The 13,565-nt window shown below is 32.5% G+C and carries 13 protein-coding genes; 1 reads left to right on the top strand and 12 read right to left on the bottom strand.

Annotated features, from left to right (window positions below; translation table 11 throughout):
• The 4 genes from ACZ451_RS14020 to ACZ451_RS14005 all read right to left on the bottom strand — a co-directional run bounded on the left by ACZ451_RS14020 (position 1) and on the right by ACZ451_RS14005 (position 2,216).
• Positions 1-612: an arsenate-mycothiol transferase ArsC gene (locus tag ACZ451_RS14020; protein ID WP_464213444.1), complete on the bottom strand. Its 612-nt coding sequence runs from the start codon at positions 610-612 to the stop codon at positions 1-3.
• Between the two features lie 17 nt (positions 613-629).
• Complete coding sequence (locus ACZ451_RS14015) at positions 630-1,100, bottom strand: DUF6428 family protein (RefSeq protein ID WP_464213442.1); 471 nt, start codon at positions 1,098-1,100, stop codon at positions 630-632.
• Between the two features lie 13 nt (positions 1,101-1,113).
• Complete coding sequence (locus ACZ451_RS14010) at positions 1,114-1,443, bottom strand: ArsR/SmtB family transcription factor (protein ID WP_464213440.1); 330 nt, start codon at positions 1,441-1,443, stop codon at positions 1,114-1,116.
• A gap of 92 nt (positions 1,444-1,535) precedes the next feature.
• The gene (locus ACZ451_RS14005) at positions 1,536-2,216 is read right to left on the bottom strand and encodes a DUF805 domain-containing protein (RefSeq protein WP_464213438.1); all 681 of its coding nucleotides are present in this window, start codon (positions 2,214-2,216) and stop codon (positions 1,536-1,538) included.
• A 90-nt stretch (positions 2,217-2,306) separates the two neighbouring features.
• Here ACZ451_RS14005 and ACZ451_RS14000 point away from each other — a divergent pair, with 90 nt between their 5' ends.
• Positions 2,307-2,798, top strand: a complete 492-nt coding sequence (locus tag ACZ451_RS14000; protein WP_464213436.1) for a GNAT family N-acetyltransferase — start codon at positions 2,307-2,309, stop codon at positions 2,796-2,798.
• Between the two features lie 200 nt (positions 2,799-2,998).
• Here the strand turns inward: ACZ451_RS14000 and ACZ451_RS13995 are convergent, their stop codons facing one another.
• From ACZ451_RS13995 to ACZ451_RS13960, 8 genes are all read right to left on the bottom strand, one after another.
• Positions 2,999-5,362, bottom strand: a complete 2,364-nt coding sequence (locus tag ACZ451_RS13995) for a GH36-type glycosyl hydrolase domain-containing protein (protein ID WP_464213434.1) — start codon at positions 5,360-5,362, stop codon at positions 2,999-3,001.
• 5 nt (positions 5,363-5,367) lie between these two features.
• Positions 5,368-6,765 carry an MFS transporter gene (locus ACZ451_RS13990; protein WP_464213432.1) on the bottom strand — a complete coding sequence of 466 codons (1,398 nt, stop codon included), beginning with the start codon at positions 6,763-6,765 and terminating at the stop codon, positions 5,368-5,370.
• 135 nt (positions 6,766-6,900) lie between these two features.
• Positions 6,901-8,157 (bottom strand): FAD-dependent oxidoreductase, encoded by a 1,257-nt coding sequence (locus ACZ451_RS13985; RefSeq protein ID WP_464213430.1) that lies wholly within the window; start codon positions 8,155-8,157, stop codon positions 6,901-6,903.
• A 1,059-nt stretch (positions 8,158-9,216) separates the two neighbouring features.
• Positions 9,217-10,773: a DEAD/DEAH box helicase gene (locus ACZ451_RS13980; protein WP_464213428.1), complete on the bottom strand. Its 1,557-nt coding sequence runs from the start codon at positions 10,771-10,773 to the stop codon at positions 9,217-9,219.
• 207 nt (positions 10,774-10,980) lie between these two features.
• A complete protein-coding gene (locus tag ACZ451_RS13975; RefSeq protein ID WP_464213426.1) occupies positions 10,981-11,571 on the bottom strand; it encodes a YkgJ family cysteine cluster protein in 591 nt (196 codons plus the stop codon).
• 373 nt (positions 11,572-11,944) lie between these two features.
• Positions 11,945-12,400 (bottom strand): N-acetyltransferase family protein, encoded by a 456-nt coding sequence (locus ACZ451_RS13970; protein WP_464213424.1) that lies wholly within the window; start codon positions 12,398-12,400, stop codon positions 11,945-11,947.
• A gap of 11 nt (positions 12,401-12,411) precedes the next feature.
• Positions 12,412-12,978, bottom strand: a complete 567-nt coding sequence (locus tag ACZ451_RS13965; RefSeq protein WP_464213422.1) for a cysteine hydrolase family protein — start codon at positions 12,976-12,978, stop codon at positions 12,412-12,414.
• Between the two features lie 182 nt (positions 12,979-13,160).
• Positions 13,161-13,550 carry a hypothetical protein gene (locus ACZ451_RS13960; RefSeq protein WP_464213420.1) on the bottom strand — a complete coding sequence of 130 codons (390 nt, stop codon included), beginning with the start codon at positions 13,548-13,550 and terminating at the stop codon, positions 13,161-13,163.
• Positions 13,551-13,565: the final 15 nt, after the last annotated feature.

Below are 13,565 nucleotides of genomic sequence, written 5' to 3'. Positions count from 1 at the left end.
TTATTTTAATTGGGAAAAAACATATTTTAATTCTGTTGCAATCTGCAAGCTTCTTTCTACATACTTCTCCTCTTGTTGCGGAGTACCATCAAAAGCTTTTGGATCTTCAAAAGTTAATGGGATTCGTTTTTCTGCTCCTGCAATAAAAGGGCAACCTTTGTCTGCACTAGAACAGGTCATAATAGCTGCGAATTCTGATTGCGGATTAAACAAATCATCATAGGTTTTTGAAAAACAGATCACAGAATGCTCGTTTAAAGCATAACGAACACTGTAAATTGGATTTGTAGTTTCTGCAAGGGTACTCATTTGAAAACCTGCGTTTGTTAATGCTTTTGCAGCCATAGGAAACATCGCAGTAGCTTCAGTTCCTCCTGAATATGAAAAGACATTTTCAATTTTAAAATAGGCAGCCATAGCTTGTGCCCATACCTGAGATAAATGACTTCTTCTGGAATTATGAGTACAAATAAAGTTAAGTCTAATAGCAGTTTGTTGCTCTTTTTTTTCTTGTATAAAATGGATTAACTCTTGTAAAATAGCTTTCCTTTCTTTAGAAATTGTTTGTATCTCCAAAGAATCGATCGTTGAGTTTATAGCACTAAATAGCATTTTGTGTAAAAATTAAATTAGCAACATCCAGAACCTGGAGTACATGAACCGCCTTGAGATTGCAATTCTGACATTTTTATTCTTGGTTTTTGTTGAGGGATCCCACAATTTTCTTTAGCCAAACAGTCCGTTTTTGTACTTGTTAAAATAAAATGAGTCCCGTCAAAATCCAATCCATATTTTCCTATGGTATCACCTTGATATTCAACTTCAATATTAAAATCGCCTAAACCAATTATTTTTTCTGATAATTCTATAATGTTTATTAACTTTTCTGGATGTAAGCGATGGTCATAATCATCTGCTTCCCACAGTTGAAAGTTAACTACAGATTCGATCCGTTCTGTTCCTCCACAGTCAATAAAATGTTTTGTGACTTTACCAACTTCTGTAACATGAAAATGACTTGGTACTAATGATCCGTTTGGCAATTTAAAACCAATCCTTTCTAAACCTGATAAGTGATTTTTAATTTCTGATAATTTCATCTATTTTATTTATTTAGCAACAGTGTTGTGAATTTGTTTTTTGTCCTAAAAATGAAGTAAATAAGCTTTCTATTTTCTCCCATTTTTCTTGATTTATACAATAGCAAACGCTAGTACCTTCTATAGTTCCTTGTATTAAACCTAAATTCTTAAGTTCTTTTAAATGTTGAGAGACTGTAGGTTGGGCTAAACCAATTTCTTCTACTAAACCACCGCAAACACAAGATTGTATTTTAAATAAGTGTTGTATAATAGCTATACGGGCTGGGTGTCCAAGCACTTTAGCAATTAAAGCTATCTGATTTTGCTCTTCTGTAAATATTTCTGTTTTAGTGGCTCCCATAATCAACTCTATTTATATATTGCAATATTACGATTAATATAATAAATGAGTGGACCAAAGTTTTAAAAATATTTTAAAATTTTATATTCCTTTTAATAAAAGAAAAGTTGAGATACTTGTTCATAAATTGTATACAATAAATAAATTCCTCCAAGTGCATATAGAACATTTTGTTTGGTTTTATCTTTAACTACAAAAGCAAGGGCTAGTGGTATTAACCCCCATATTAGACTCGAAAAAAAACCAACATATTTAAAAAAATCAACTTTATAATACTCTGGAGAAAGATGGCGGAGTGTTGTAAAAAATATTTTAGAAACCATCATCCAAACAAAAATGATTAGTATGATAGTTTCACTACTCTTATTTATAGAAGAAGTAGATTCTTCATTACCTATAAAATCACTATTGTCTCCTTTAGGGTTCTTACCGTATTTATTTTCCCCTTTATCACCTTCAGTTGTCATCAATATTAATAACCATATAGAACCTACAATTGGTAAAATTCCTAATAACATAGACCAGCCACTTTTACCTGTATCATGCAATCTTCTCACAGATACGGATAATCCAGGAAAAAATGTTATTAAAAGGTAAATCATATAAATTGGTCCATAGGGAGTTCTTCCAAATGTAATTTCAAATATATTATCAAGGATAATAGCAGCTATACTGAAAATACTATTAAATAAGGTAAACATCCAGTATTCCATTCGCCTTGCTCTTCCACCAAAATCAGTATAATTTTCAAAAACGTATATGTACCACTTCATAGTTATTGTTATTTTTGATTCCAAATTAAAAAACGGTATAAAATTTATAATAGTATGTTAGTTATGTTACTTAAACTAAGAAGTTTATAAATGATCAAAATAACACAAGCTACTTCAAAATCAGATTTTAAAACGATTGCTGATTTAGCAACAACTATTTGGACTGAACATTACACTCCTATTATAGGCGCTGTGCAGGTAAGCTATATGCTAGATAAGTATCAATCTATTGCTGCAATTGAGAATCAGGCGCAAAATGGTATGGAATATTATATACTTATTTACCAGGAGATTTCGTCTGGTTATATCGCTATTCTTAAAGAAGAAACCTCCTTGTTTCTAAGTAAATTTTATGTTCTAAAAGCGCAAAGAGCTAAGGGCATTGGCAAAAAAGCCTTTGTTTTTACCGAAAATAGAGCTGCCCAATTAAATTGCACTAGTGTACATCTTACCGTAAATAAATACAATAGCATTGCTATTAAAGCTTATGAGAAAATGGGCTTCCTAAATGTAAAACCCATCATTCAAGATATTGGAGAAGGTTATGTAATGGATGATTATCTTATGAAAAAACACTTATAAGTATATTTCAATTCATCTATCATGCACTTTAGATATGTTGAATCGTCAGTTCGAGTATTTTTCGGAATAGAATGTAGAAAAATGTATCGAGAACAATTAATGCTAGTAAAGGTTGTCGATACACTAAATTTAAAGTAGAAAACACTTTACGTTTAGCACTCGAACTGACGTAAAAAATTGATTTACATCAGACAAAAAAATTAAGCCACTTTAACTTCTACTTGATATGTTTTTCCTTCCTCAAAACGAGTAATGATAGGCTCTGACAAAACATTGCCATCTACACTAACTTGTATCCCAGAAATTGCGGCATCTCGCTCTATTTTTATATGGAATATAGCACCTCTAAAATTACGAGTTACTGCTGCTCTATCCCATGATTTAGGGAGATTCGGTTTTATTTTTAATCCTTTTACGGTACCATTTATACCAAATAAACCGTCTATCATACAACGATATACCCAAGCTGCTGTTCCTGTATTAAACAATTGGCTAGAGCGCCCTGCCGTTCTTGGAAACTGACGATAGGCTCCCCTGTAGTAATTGGGTACAAAAACAGGTAACTGTCCTCTTTGCTCAATATCTGCTGCCTCAGCACTAGGAATCATTTTACGAAGTAATTCATACGCTTTATCAGTATCAGCGGCACTAGTATACAAGCCATAGATATAAAACGCTGCTGCATGATTATACACGGAGCCGTTTTCTGCAGATCCAGGATGTTTTTGGGTAACTCTTCCGATATCTTCTCGCATTGCAGTAAAAGATGGTGCTAGCATTTCTACACCATAAGGACTTTCTAAATGTGCTTCAACTGATTTTAGAATACTACTTGTTTTAGTAGCGTCTGCAGCACCACTTAACAAAGCCCATCCCTGTGGATTAAGAAAAATACGTCCTTCAGGATCTGTTTTTATACCAAAAACAACATTGTTATCAGTAATTCCACGTGCATACCAATTGCCATCCCATAAATGTGTATTTACTGCAGTATTTAATTCTTCTACAGAAGCTTCAAATTCTTCTGCATGTGCTTTATCATTAGCATGCAAACAGATTTCTGACCAAATCTTTAAGGCATATGCTGTTGCTAAAGTCAACCAACCAGAAACACCCTTTCCTTCTGGCCCAACCATATTCATAGGATCACACCAATCTCCTTGAGCAATATAACTTAAACCTCTTTTATCTCTAGTTTTCAACAACCACCGCATCGCCATGTGAATATGTTCTGCTACTGTTGCCGTTTTAGTATTTCCTGCAAAAGGAACTATTTCTTTTAACAAATCATAATCATTTGTTTCATCTAAATATGCTTTTAAACATACTGGTAACCATACACAATGATCTGTATGTGGTACTTGATTGATGTATTTTAACTCTGCATCTGGGTGAATAAGCACACCATCTGGCATTGCTCCACTCTCTTCTTGTTGGCTCAACGCTGTGAGATATACTTGACGTGCAGTATCTGGTTTTACATATCCCATACCCATATTATCTTGCAAATAATTACGTGTTTGTGGGTCTGTACTCAACCGATTGGTTTCTCCATGATAATACATCTGCCTTGGCAACCAATGGTTGATAAAATTGTTAAGTTCCTTATCTGGTGTTTCTATTGTTATACAACCCTGCCCTTCTGACACATAATCATCATAGCTTTTCTTGACACTATCAAAACCATTATCCTTACCAAAATAGCGTTCTCTTATTTCGGCGATAGCATCTACTGTTCTAGCCGCACCAAATAAAAAGCGATAGTTTACTGCTTTATTAGCTTCTAAGCTAACACGGTATTGCATTGCACAGGTAGGCGTTTCATAACGTGCATCTGTCCTCGATAATTCTTTTTGATGAATCCCTGAAGGATTGTGTAAGCCACCTTCACCTTCAAAAATAGCCTGATTCACTTCCCATGAAGTGGGTTTTGTATCTGCAATAAAAAAAGTTTTATCCTTTAGCGTCTTTATCTTATCATATTCTTTGTATTTCTGATAGGGCGTAATTGAAGAACAAATAATAGTATTTAAAGCTGCGTTATATTCGCCAGACTGATTCATCCAAGACATATACCCTACTGGAAAGTACGGGTAAATAGCTAAAGTTTTAGTTAGCGAAGTACTATTTTTTACAGTAATGCTCCACTGCTCTATTGGTTCATCTTTAGGCAAACTTAATCGCATTTCTATTGCTACGCCATCTTTCTGAACCATCCATAGGAGATCACTTTTACCTACAGAAAATTGAAAATGATCTAATGTTGCTTTTACTGGCGCATAAGGTGCCGAAAATAAGGTGTTGTTTTCTTCATCTTTTATATAACAAAACCGTCCGGGATGATGCGCGTAATAAGGCTGCTCGGGTTGCATAAAAGTTTTAGCTTCTAAATTAGGAGCATGTGCATATTTTGCTGGTTCTGGTTGCATAAATTGTGAAACTGCATAGCCTTGACAATTCATATGAATCATCATTTGTTTATTCCACAAAAAGCTTGAGGCTCTTGGTAATAGTATTGGTGTAGTAAGTACAAATCGCTCACCATTGTCAATAGGTTTCATCATATGGACTATGCTTTTGCTTTACGTTCTTTTAGTTCTGTTTGTACTTTTTCCAATAAGTCCTTATCTAAGGTATAGAAACGCATAATATAGGCTGCAAGTAATGCTATAACTCCTGGAATAATACTTATTGCTAATACAATTCCTGTTTGCGAAGCATCAGATTGTGCTTCTTTAGCTACATAACCCATAGAAGCTAATATAAGACCTATGGCAAAAGATGCTAATGCACCTCCTAATTTCTGAGAGAATATTGCAGCAGAAAATGTCATTGCAGTTGCACGTCTGCCTGTTTTCCATTCCGTATAATCTGCTGTATCTGCATACATAGAAAAAGCTAGAGGTGATTTTGGCCCTAATGCTAATCCTATTAAAATATTTACTGTAAAAAGTAACCAAATTGCATCTGCGGGTATAAAAAAGAAAGAAATAGATAAGACTCCTGTAATACTCATCAAGATCATCATCAGTTTCTTTTTTTGTACAAAACGAGTCATTACAGGGGTTAATGCTGCACCAGCAGCTAATGCTAAACCGTATGTTGTTAAAAAATAATCTACCAGATCTGGTTTTAATACATAATATTTAATGTAATAAATAGATGCTCCAGCACGCATGGTAATGGTAATCATGATGATTAGCGCTAAACTAAACAATACCAACCATGGTTTATTTTTAAGCAAATCTTTAAGATCTCCTATGGCATTTGTTTTCTGTGCGACAGGTGGTTGCACACGTTCTTTAGTGGAAAATGTTACTATAGCAAAAAGTATTGCAGCAACTACACCATATAAAACCATAGTAAGTTGCCAACCCAAGGCTTCATCTCCAACAATTCCTAATTTTTTATCTACACCTCCAAAATAGTTAACTAAATCTAGGGTATAAAAATTTACTAATGTAGTTCCAGTAAATGCTGCTATAAATCTAAAACTGATAAGGTCTGTTCTATCTTGACTCCTTGCTGTAATTACACCAGAGAGGGCTGAGTACGGAACGCTCAATATGGTATACATGAGCATCATTAAAGTATAAGTACCATAAGCCCAAATTAATTTACCTCCTTCCGCCAAATCTGGAGTAGTATAAGTTAATACTGCTGCTCCAGCCATAGGAATTCCTGCCCATAGCATATAGGGTCTATATTTTCCCCATTTTGTTTTAGTCCTGTCTGCAATAGCGCCCATTATGGGATCGGTAAAAGCGTCAAAAATTTTAGTGACTAAAAACATGGTACCTGCTGCTGCGGCAGAAATACCAAAAACATCAGTATAAAAATAAAGTAAGAATCCAGAAATATTAGCCCAATAAAAATTGAAGCCTAAATCTCCAAGACCATATCCTATTTTTTCTTGTAATTTAATTGGAGCCAATATATCTCCATTTTCGGTAGAAGTGTTTTCCATATAGATTATCATTTTTCGTATACGGTATACGAAATAAAATACTAAAATAGCATAATTAGTTTAAAATACAGGGTTTACTTCTAAAATTCTATTTAGACTGACATTTAACTGATAACAAAGTAGCTCCTTTATAAGTTATAATGACAAGTTGTTCTCTATCGTTTTTACAATAGCTTTAGCGGCCATTTCTCCTGAGGTCATTGCTGCATTTAAAGAACCATTTAATAATTGATCTCCAGCTAAAAAAATGGTACTGGTTAATTGTGTTTCTGATGGGGATAGCTGATGTTGTAGATTACTTATTTTAGGTAAAGCGTTTGGTATATGGTAGTGCTTTAAAAATTGGGTGTTTTCAATTCCACAATAGGTCTGTAATTCATTTTGGACATGCGCAATTAGGTCATCTTCTGATAATTCATGTGGCTCTACTACAGTTACAGATAGCAACTCTTTTTCGCCAGATTGCTTCGTATCAATACTGTTATGAAAAAAGATATTATTAATTAATGCCTCTTTATCTGCAATTAAACCAATTAGTGGCTTTACTATAGTACGTTTATCACAGGTGAAATAGAGATTATCACAGCTTTTCCATTCTGTTTCTTGATTTTTTAAATTTTGTACCAAATTAGAAGCCTCGGTAGCAATAACAGTATAATCACTTTCTATTTCAATATCGTTAGCAAAAGTTATTTTCCCGTCTGTTACATTAGAAACGGGTGTATTATAATTTATTTTGGTTGAAATTAAGTTTTGGCTTAATTGTTCCGCAATGGCGCCTATACCCATTTTGGGTAGCACTGCTAGGCCTTCTCCAAACATTTTATATACAAACTGAAACATTCTACTAGATGTTTCTAAATTGGGTTCTAAAAAAATACCACTAAAAAAAGGAGTGAAAAATGATTGAATCATTGCTGTACTAAAGCCCTTTTCTTCTAGATATACTTTTGTTGTTTTTTCTTCAGATTCAAAAATTTCTTCTAAAGAGGTTTTTTTAAGTGATTTATTTAATTTTAATATTTTTATTTTATCCGAAAAGGTTCCTATCCCAGAGAATAAAGTAGGAAACAATAATGATAAGTTTCTAAGTGGATCTCCTATGGTTTTTGATTTTCCATTTTTATAGATAACTGCACCAGGAAGAAATTTCTGTAATTCTAAGGCATCAAAATTCAAGTATTTCTGGGCCATAGGATATGCATCTAATAAAACCTGAAATCCGTGATCTAATTGATACCCCTCTATGATATCGGTTTTAACTCTACCCCCTACTTGCCCTGATGCTTCTAAAATTATTGGAGTATATCCATGATTTTCAAAAACCTTAGCTGCTATCAACCCACTAACACCAGCACCTATAATATGTATTTTGTAATCTGATTTCTCCATTATTACTTTTTTTACAAAAATAGAAATTACCAAAAATAAAAGCTGTCTTTTTTCTTTAGCATTTTTCTAAAGCTACACAAATTTGCTATTTCAAAAGTTTTTTAAAAAAAGTATTAAAATAATTTTTTTTAGCTGATTCCGCACCTAGTTACATATAATTATCTTATTATCAATTACTTAAACTAATAATTACTTATACTTCACCTATTTTTTTATCACTAGTTATGTTAAAAATTACTTAAAATAGTACTTTGTTATGCATAGTACTGTAACAAAAGTATTTTGCTGTCGTCTATAAGTAGTAAGTCAATTAGAAAATAACAATTTATTCAATCAATTTAAAAACAACAATCATGGAAACATTAAACAAGTATCAAACAAGAAAAATTTCTGAATCGTCTCACATCCAAACTTGGAATAGTAAAAGACGTTACAGGTAGTTAGTAGTCAGTAGAATATATTTTTTAACTAAATACTTTGTACTCATTACTTAATACTTATTAATCATCATCAATCATCAATCATCAATTTAAAAAACAACAATCATGGAAACATTAAACAAGTACCAAACAAGAAAAATTTCTGAATCGTCTCACATCCAAACTTGGAATAGCAAAAGACGTTACAGATAGTCAGTAAAATTATTTTTTAACTAAATAGTATATACTCATTACTAAATACTTTTTAAAATTCATCAATCAATCATCAATCATCAATCTAAACTCAAAATCATCATCCCGGCGTAATACCGGGAGTTGAGTTTAAAAAAACAACAATCATGAGAATATTCAAAAATCAATCCGTATTAGCATCAAGAAAAGAAAAATTATTTTCAAATTTTAAAAACAGTAAAAAAATCCGTTGGGTAGCTGGTAGAACTTATGCGTATTAATTAAGTTTTTATGATGCTATTACTTACTAATTAATTAAGATGAATAGACATCATCTTATATCTAAACTTTTGAAAACTTCATAGCATCTATTGTAAATAAAACAATGGAGACAAGTTACGATCATTTTCTTTGCTTGATCTAAGAAAATAATATCTTAAAAGGTGTATTACTCATCTTCTGGAGGATAGCCGTGAATTTCTTCGAAAACACGATCAAAATTTTGGCGTAAGTACGAATTTAATTTCTTTTGGTAATCATCTTTTAACCATGCTAGAAAATTATAGGTGCTCCTACTAATGCATTTGGCATAACTTGCTATTCTGGTATCTATATCGCCACTGAGCAATTTTGCTAAAGCTAAAGCATCATACACATCTTCGCTATTTTCAATACACATTTTGGCATGTTGTGCTATAGAACGCTCTAAAACTACTTTTGAAGATTCCCCATCAAATGCAGCTTGGGTATAGGTTGCTTTAATATCAAAATAAACTTCTTCCGATTTTGGAAATTTAGCTCTAACTTCTTCTGGCATTTCATGCCTAAAGTTGCTTTCTATTTCCTCATCATCTGCAAGGCGTTCCATATAGAAATTTGGCGATTTAAAAATCATCTGCCAATCTAAGTCTGCACCCCATGGACCAAATCTATGATAGTTATTCCCTAGGTCTATTACAGAAAACTTAGATTTATTATTTAAAATACGGGAACCTCTACCAATCATTTGATAGTATAAGGTTAGTGATTTTGTAGCTCTATTTAGTATAATAGTATCTATGGTAGGCTCATCAAAACCTGTAGTTAATATACTTACCGAAGTGAGTATGGCATCTGGAGTTTCTTTAAACCATTCTAGTATTTGTTTCCGTTGTTTTTTAGTGGCGGTATTATCTAAATGCGCAACTGGTAAGCCTGCTGCTTTAAAGGTATAATAGATTTGAATAGAGGTATTGATTCCGTTATTAAAAATCAGTGCTTTTTTTCCTTTTGAATGTTTTAAATACGCATTTAAGGTTTTATCCAGCATTGCAGGACTAGAATATAAATCTTCGGAAGATTTTACGGTATAATCACCATTAGAACCTATTTCTAATGAGGTTAGCCCCATATCGTATTGAAATACTTCTGCTCTCGCCAGAAATTCATTTTCTATAAGTGATCCTATACTCTCTCCCGTTATTAATTCCTGATAATTATCCTTCATGGGGAGTTCTTTGTTAGAACTTAAAGGGGTAGCTGTAACACCAAGAATAAAGGAATTTTCAAAGAATTTAAAAAGCTTCGTAAAAGAATTATAGTGTGCCTCATCAATAATCACTAAACCAATATCAGAAATATCTAATTTGTCATCATTTAAACGATTATTTAAGGTTTCTACCATTGCCACAAAACAGATGTAATCAGCTTGGTCATCTAAATTTGCCTTACTATTTACCACTTTATTGGGAACGCCAAAGCTTGTTAGCATAGCTGAGGTTTGATTACAAAGTTCCACACGGTGCGTCATCACTAATACCTTCTTATCATGGTTTTTGATATACTGGCGTACCATTTCAGAAAAAATAACGGTCTTTCCTCCTCCTGTTGGTAATTGATATAATAAATGGTGATTGTCAGGGGCATTATCAAACTTATCAAAGATTTTGTTAATTGCTCCTTTTTGGTAACTGTATAACTCTTTATCAGTTTTTCGCTCTTGTAAACCTATGGAATTCTCCGACATATATGCTATTTCTTTGGGATTGTAAAATTAAAGCCTTTCCACTATGATACCAAATTTTAATAGCTTTACATTAGTTTAAGCAAAAAGTACTTTAGAAAAGCATCTATTTTGATCATGAAAAGGAATATAATATTGAGTTTGCCTTATTTGATTCCCCTAACTGAGCATAGCAATAAGCTGTTTAAGATTTTGTTTTATTTATACGTTTTAAACTACATCAGGGAAAGGTCTGTAGGCATAGTATTGCAAAACTTCTTCTAAAGCCATTTTCAAAGCTTTATTTATAGGCAAGATCTTATTTCCTAAATGAAAATCTATTTGATTTAATTGCATATAATACTCCGTAAATACTGGCACTTTTAATCCTTTTGCGATGGCATCTACTGTAGTGTTATACTTGTCTGCTTGTCCTTCTTTTATAATTTTACAAGTAGCTAATCTTAATTTTCCATGTTTATCTGTGTTGGCTCCATATCCAAACAAGCGACAAATTAAACCTCTGTATTTGTAATTGCTACAAGTCCCTTGATGCAAACCAAGTAAAGGTTTGTAAATAAAACAGGTATTTGTTTGTCTTTCATGAAGTTTTAAAAGCGTTTTTTCTGCTTCTCCATTTAAAAATAAATGAAAAGCCCAAGGCAAAAACTCTAAGGGAGATGCTTCTATATCTGGGTGGGTACAACATTTTCCACAACCAGAAACACAAGAAATCCCGGATGATTGTACAAATTCAGCGCTTTCTTGCTCTAATTGGCAAAAAAGATTTTCTACCAATTGCACTTTGCGCGCTAAAGACATTATTTTTTTGCCGAAGGTAAGCTTAATAAAACGATACAGCTTTGTTTCTTACAGAAAAGAAAGCTAAACTATTTTTTAGGGTTGTTAGTGAAATTTATTTTTATAAACTCATAAACTAGCAAAGCGATTAAACTTATAAACATATTAATCATTATCCACTAGCATCGCTGAAATAGCAGAAAGATCATTTTCTATTACTTTTCTAAATATCATTTTATTTTTTAGGAAACTGATTCAAGTAATTTTTGGGTGTCTATTACTTCAGCAAATCCTTTGTGTATACTTGCTAAAGTGGTTTGATGAATTAACTCTGCGTCAAATACTTCTCTCCGTTTAGTCCAATTCGGTCAAAGGTTGCAGTAGCCTTTTTGTTTTATTTGAAATGTAGTTTCATGCCTTCATGAGTGGCTTTAAAGCCTAAATCTTCATAAAAATGAATTGCTTTTGGTCTTTTTTTATCGGTAGTGAGTTGCAATACATGTGCCTTACGTTCCTTTGCTCTCTTAATAGCCCAGTTAAACATTGTTTTTCCAATGCCTAGTCCTCTTTTATCTTTTCGAATTCTAACTGCTTCAATTTGAGCTCGTATACCGCCTCTATAGGTTAAATATGGAATAAAAGACAATTGTAAGGTGCCAACAACTTCAGTATTTTCGTCTTCAACAACAATCAACTCTTGGTTTTTATCTGAATTTATTTCCTGAAAAGCATGAATATATTCATTTGGAATTGGAATTTGAAAGTTCTCTCTGGTTTTTCCAAGTTCATCATCTGCTAACATTGCTACAATTGCAGGAAGATCTCTTTCCGTTGCTTTTCTAAATATCATTTGATCATTTATTATACCAATTCAAGTAATTTTTGCGTGTTTATTACTTCAGCAAATTCTTTGTGTAAACTTGCTAAAGTGGTTTGATGAACTAATTCGGAGTTAAATACTTCTCCATTGATTCCCACTCGGTCAAAGGTTGCAGTAGCATCAGAAATGAGTAGGGTATCAAAACCCAAATTTCCTGCCATTCGGGTTGTGGTAGAAACACAATGATTTGTGGTTAAGCCTATAATCACTAATTTGTTGATGCCTTTACGTTCTAATCGTTCCTTTAAATCGGTTCCTATAAAAGCACTATTCACTTCTTTGATGATAAGCGGCTCTCCTTCTATTGGACCTAAGCCTTCTTTGATCTCAAATCCTGAGTGAGACTTATGCAATTTTGATAAAGGTTCTTGGGAACTATGGATCACATGAAAAATAGGAAGTTTTAAAGCTCTCCATTGCTGTAAGATACGCATTGCATTTTTTTCTGCGTCTTTATTATTTCGGTTTCCGCCCCAATAGGCTTCTTCATCCATACCTTTCTGAAAATCTATTAAAAGTAAAGCCGTATTTTGTTCTTTTAAACTCATTATTTTATGTTTTTATATGATCCTTTTGAATTCATAAGACAATAATTGATTTAGTAATTTTTAAAGTAGTAACTTACTATTTATACCACTTAACGCATTTTAAAGTTAAAAATGCTAAAACCTATATATTCTTTACGGGTATGTCATTATTTTTGGTTAAGATAGATATTATAAATAAAATTTTACTTGTTGATTGCTTTCTTATTTGTAAGCTCATTTACTATATATACGATTACTCCAAATAGTAACCAACCTAACAAAATTTCATTTACCCAACCTCCGGGCTCTACATAAAGAAATTGAAAATAATTTTTATTTTCATTTCGAATAAATTCGATAGTTAAGCTAAAACCAACTAAAGATAGGAAAGTTATATAGGTTAGGTTAAATATTTTTCTTTTTGTCGTAAGGTTCTTTGAAAAGAAAAAAGCAAGAGTTAACCCTAAAATAAAAAACGCAAAAGGAATGCCTGCAATTTGTCCTCCATGTACATAAGCTGTCCAAATAAAACCAAACCTAAAACAATAGATTATTGATACAATTACTATTAAAATTAAAAGTATTTTTCTCAAAACTCTATAAAAATT

This window comes from Allocellulophaga tsushimaensis, assembly GCF_055383085.1.
This window is presented reverse-complemented; position numbering and strand designations above follow the sequence as displayed.

What these genes read in the sequence shown, in the direction of transcription:
- ACZ451_RS14020 (WP_464213444.1), bottom strand. Translation starts at nt 612, where the DNA reads ATGCTATTTAGTGCTATAAACTCAACGATCGATTCTTTGGAGATACAA.
- ACZ451_RS14015 (WP_464213442.1), bottom strand. Translation starts at nt 1,100, where the DNA reads ATGAAATTATCAGAAATTAAAAATCACTTATCAGGTTTAGAAAGGATT.
- ACZ451_RS14010 (WP_464213440.1), bottom strand. Translation starts at nt 1,443, where the DNA reads ATGGGAGCCACTAAAACAGAAATATTTACAGAAGAGCAAAATCAGATA.
- ACZ451_RS14005 (WP_464213438.1), bottom strand. Translation starts at nt 2,216, where the DNA reads ATGAAGTGGTACATATACGTTTTTGAAAATTATACTGATTTTGGTGGA.
- ACZ451_RS14000 (WP_464213436.1), top strand. Translation starts at nt 2,307, where the DNA reads ATGATCAAAATAACACAAGCTACTTCAAAATCAGATTTTAAAACGATT.
- ACZ451_RS13995 (WP_464213434.1), bottom strand. Translation starts at nt 5,362, where the DNA reads ATGATGAAACCTATTGACAATGGTGAGCGATTTGTACTTACTACACCA.
- ACZ451_RS13990 (WP_464213432.1), bottom strand. Translation starts at nt 6,765, where the DNA reads ATGGAAAACACTTCTACCGAAAATGGAGATATATTGGCTCCAATTAAA.
- ACZ451_RS13985 (WP_464213430.1), bottom strand. Translation starts at nt 8,157, where the DNA reads ATGGAGAAATCAGATTACAAAATACATATTATAGGTGCTGGTGTTAGT.
- ACZ451_RS13980 (WP_464213428.1), bottom strand. Translation starts at nt 10,773, where the DNA reads ATGTCGGAGAATTCCATAGGTTTACAAGAGCGAAAAACTGATAAAGAG.
- ACZ451_RS13975 (WP_464213426.1), bottom strand. Translation starts at nt 11,571, where the DNA reads ATGTCTTTAGCGCGCAAAGTGCAATTGGTAGAAAATCTTTTTTGCCAA.
- ACZ451_RS13970 (WP_464213424.1), bottom strand. Translation starts at nt 12,400, where the DNA reads ATGATATTTAGAAAAGCAACGGAAAGAGATCTTCCTGCAATTGTAGCA.
- ACZ451_RS13965 (WP_464213422.1), bottom strand. Translation starts at nt 12,978, where the DNA reads ATGAGTTTAAAAGAACAAAATACGGCTTTACTTTTAATAGATTTTCAG.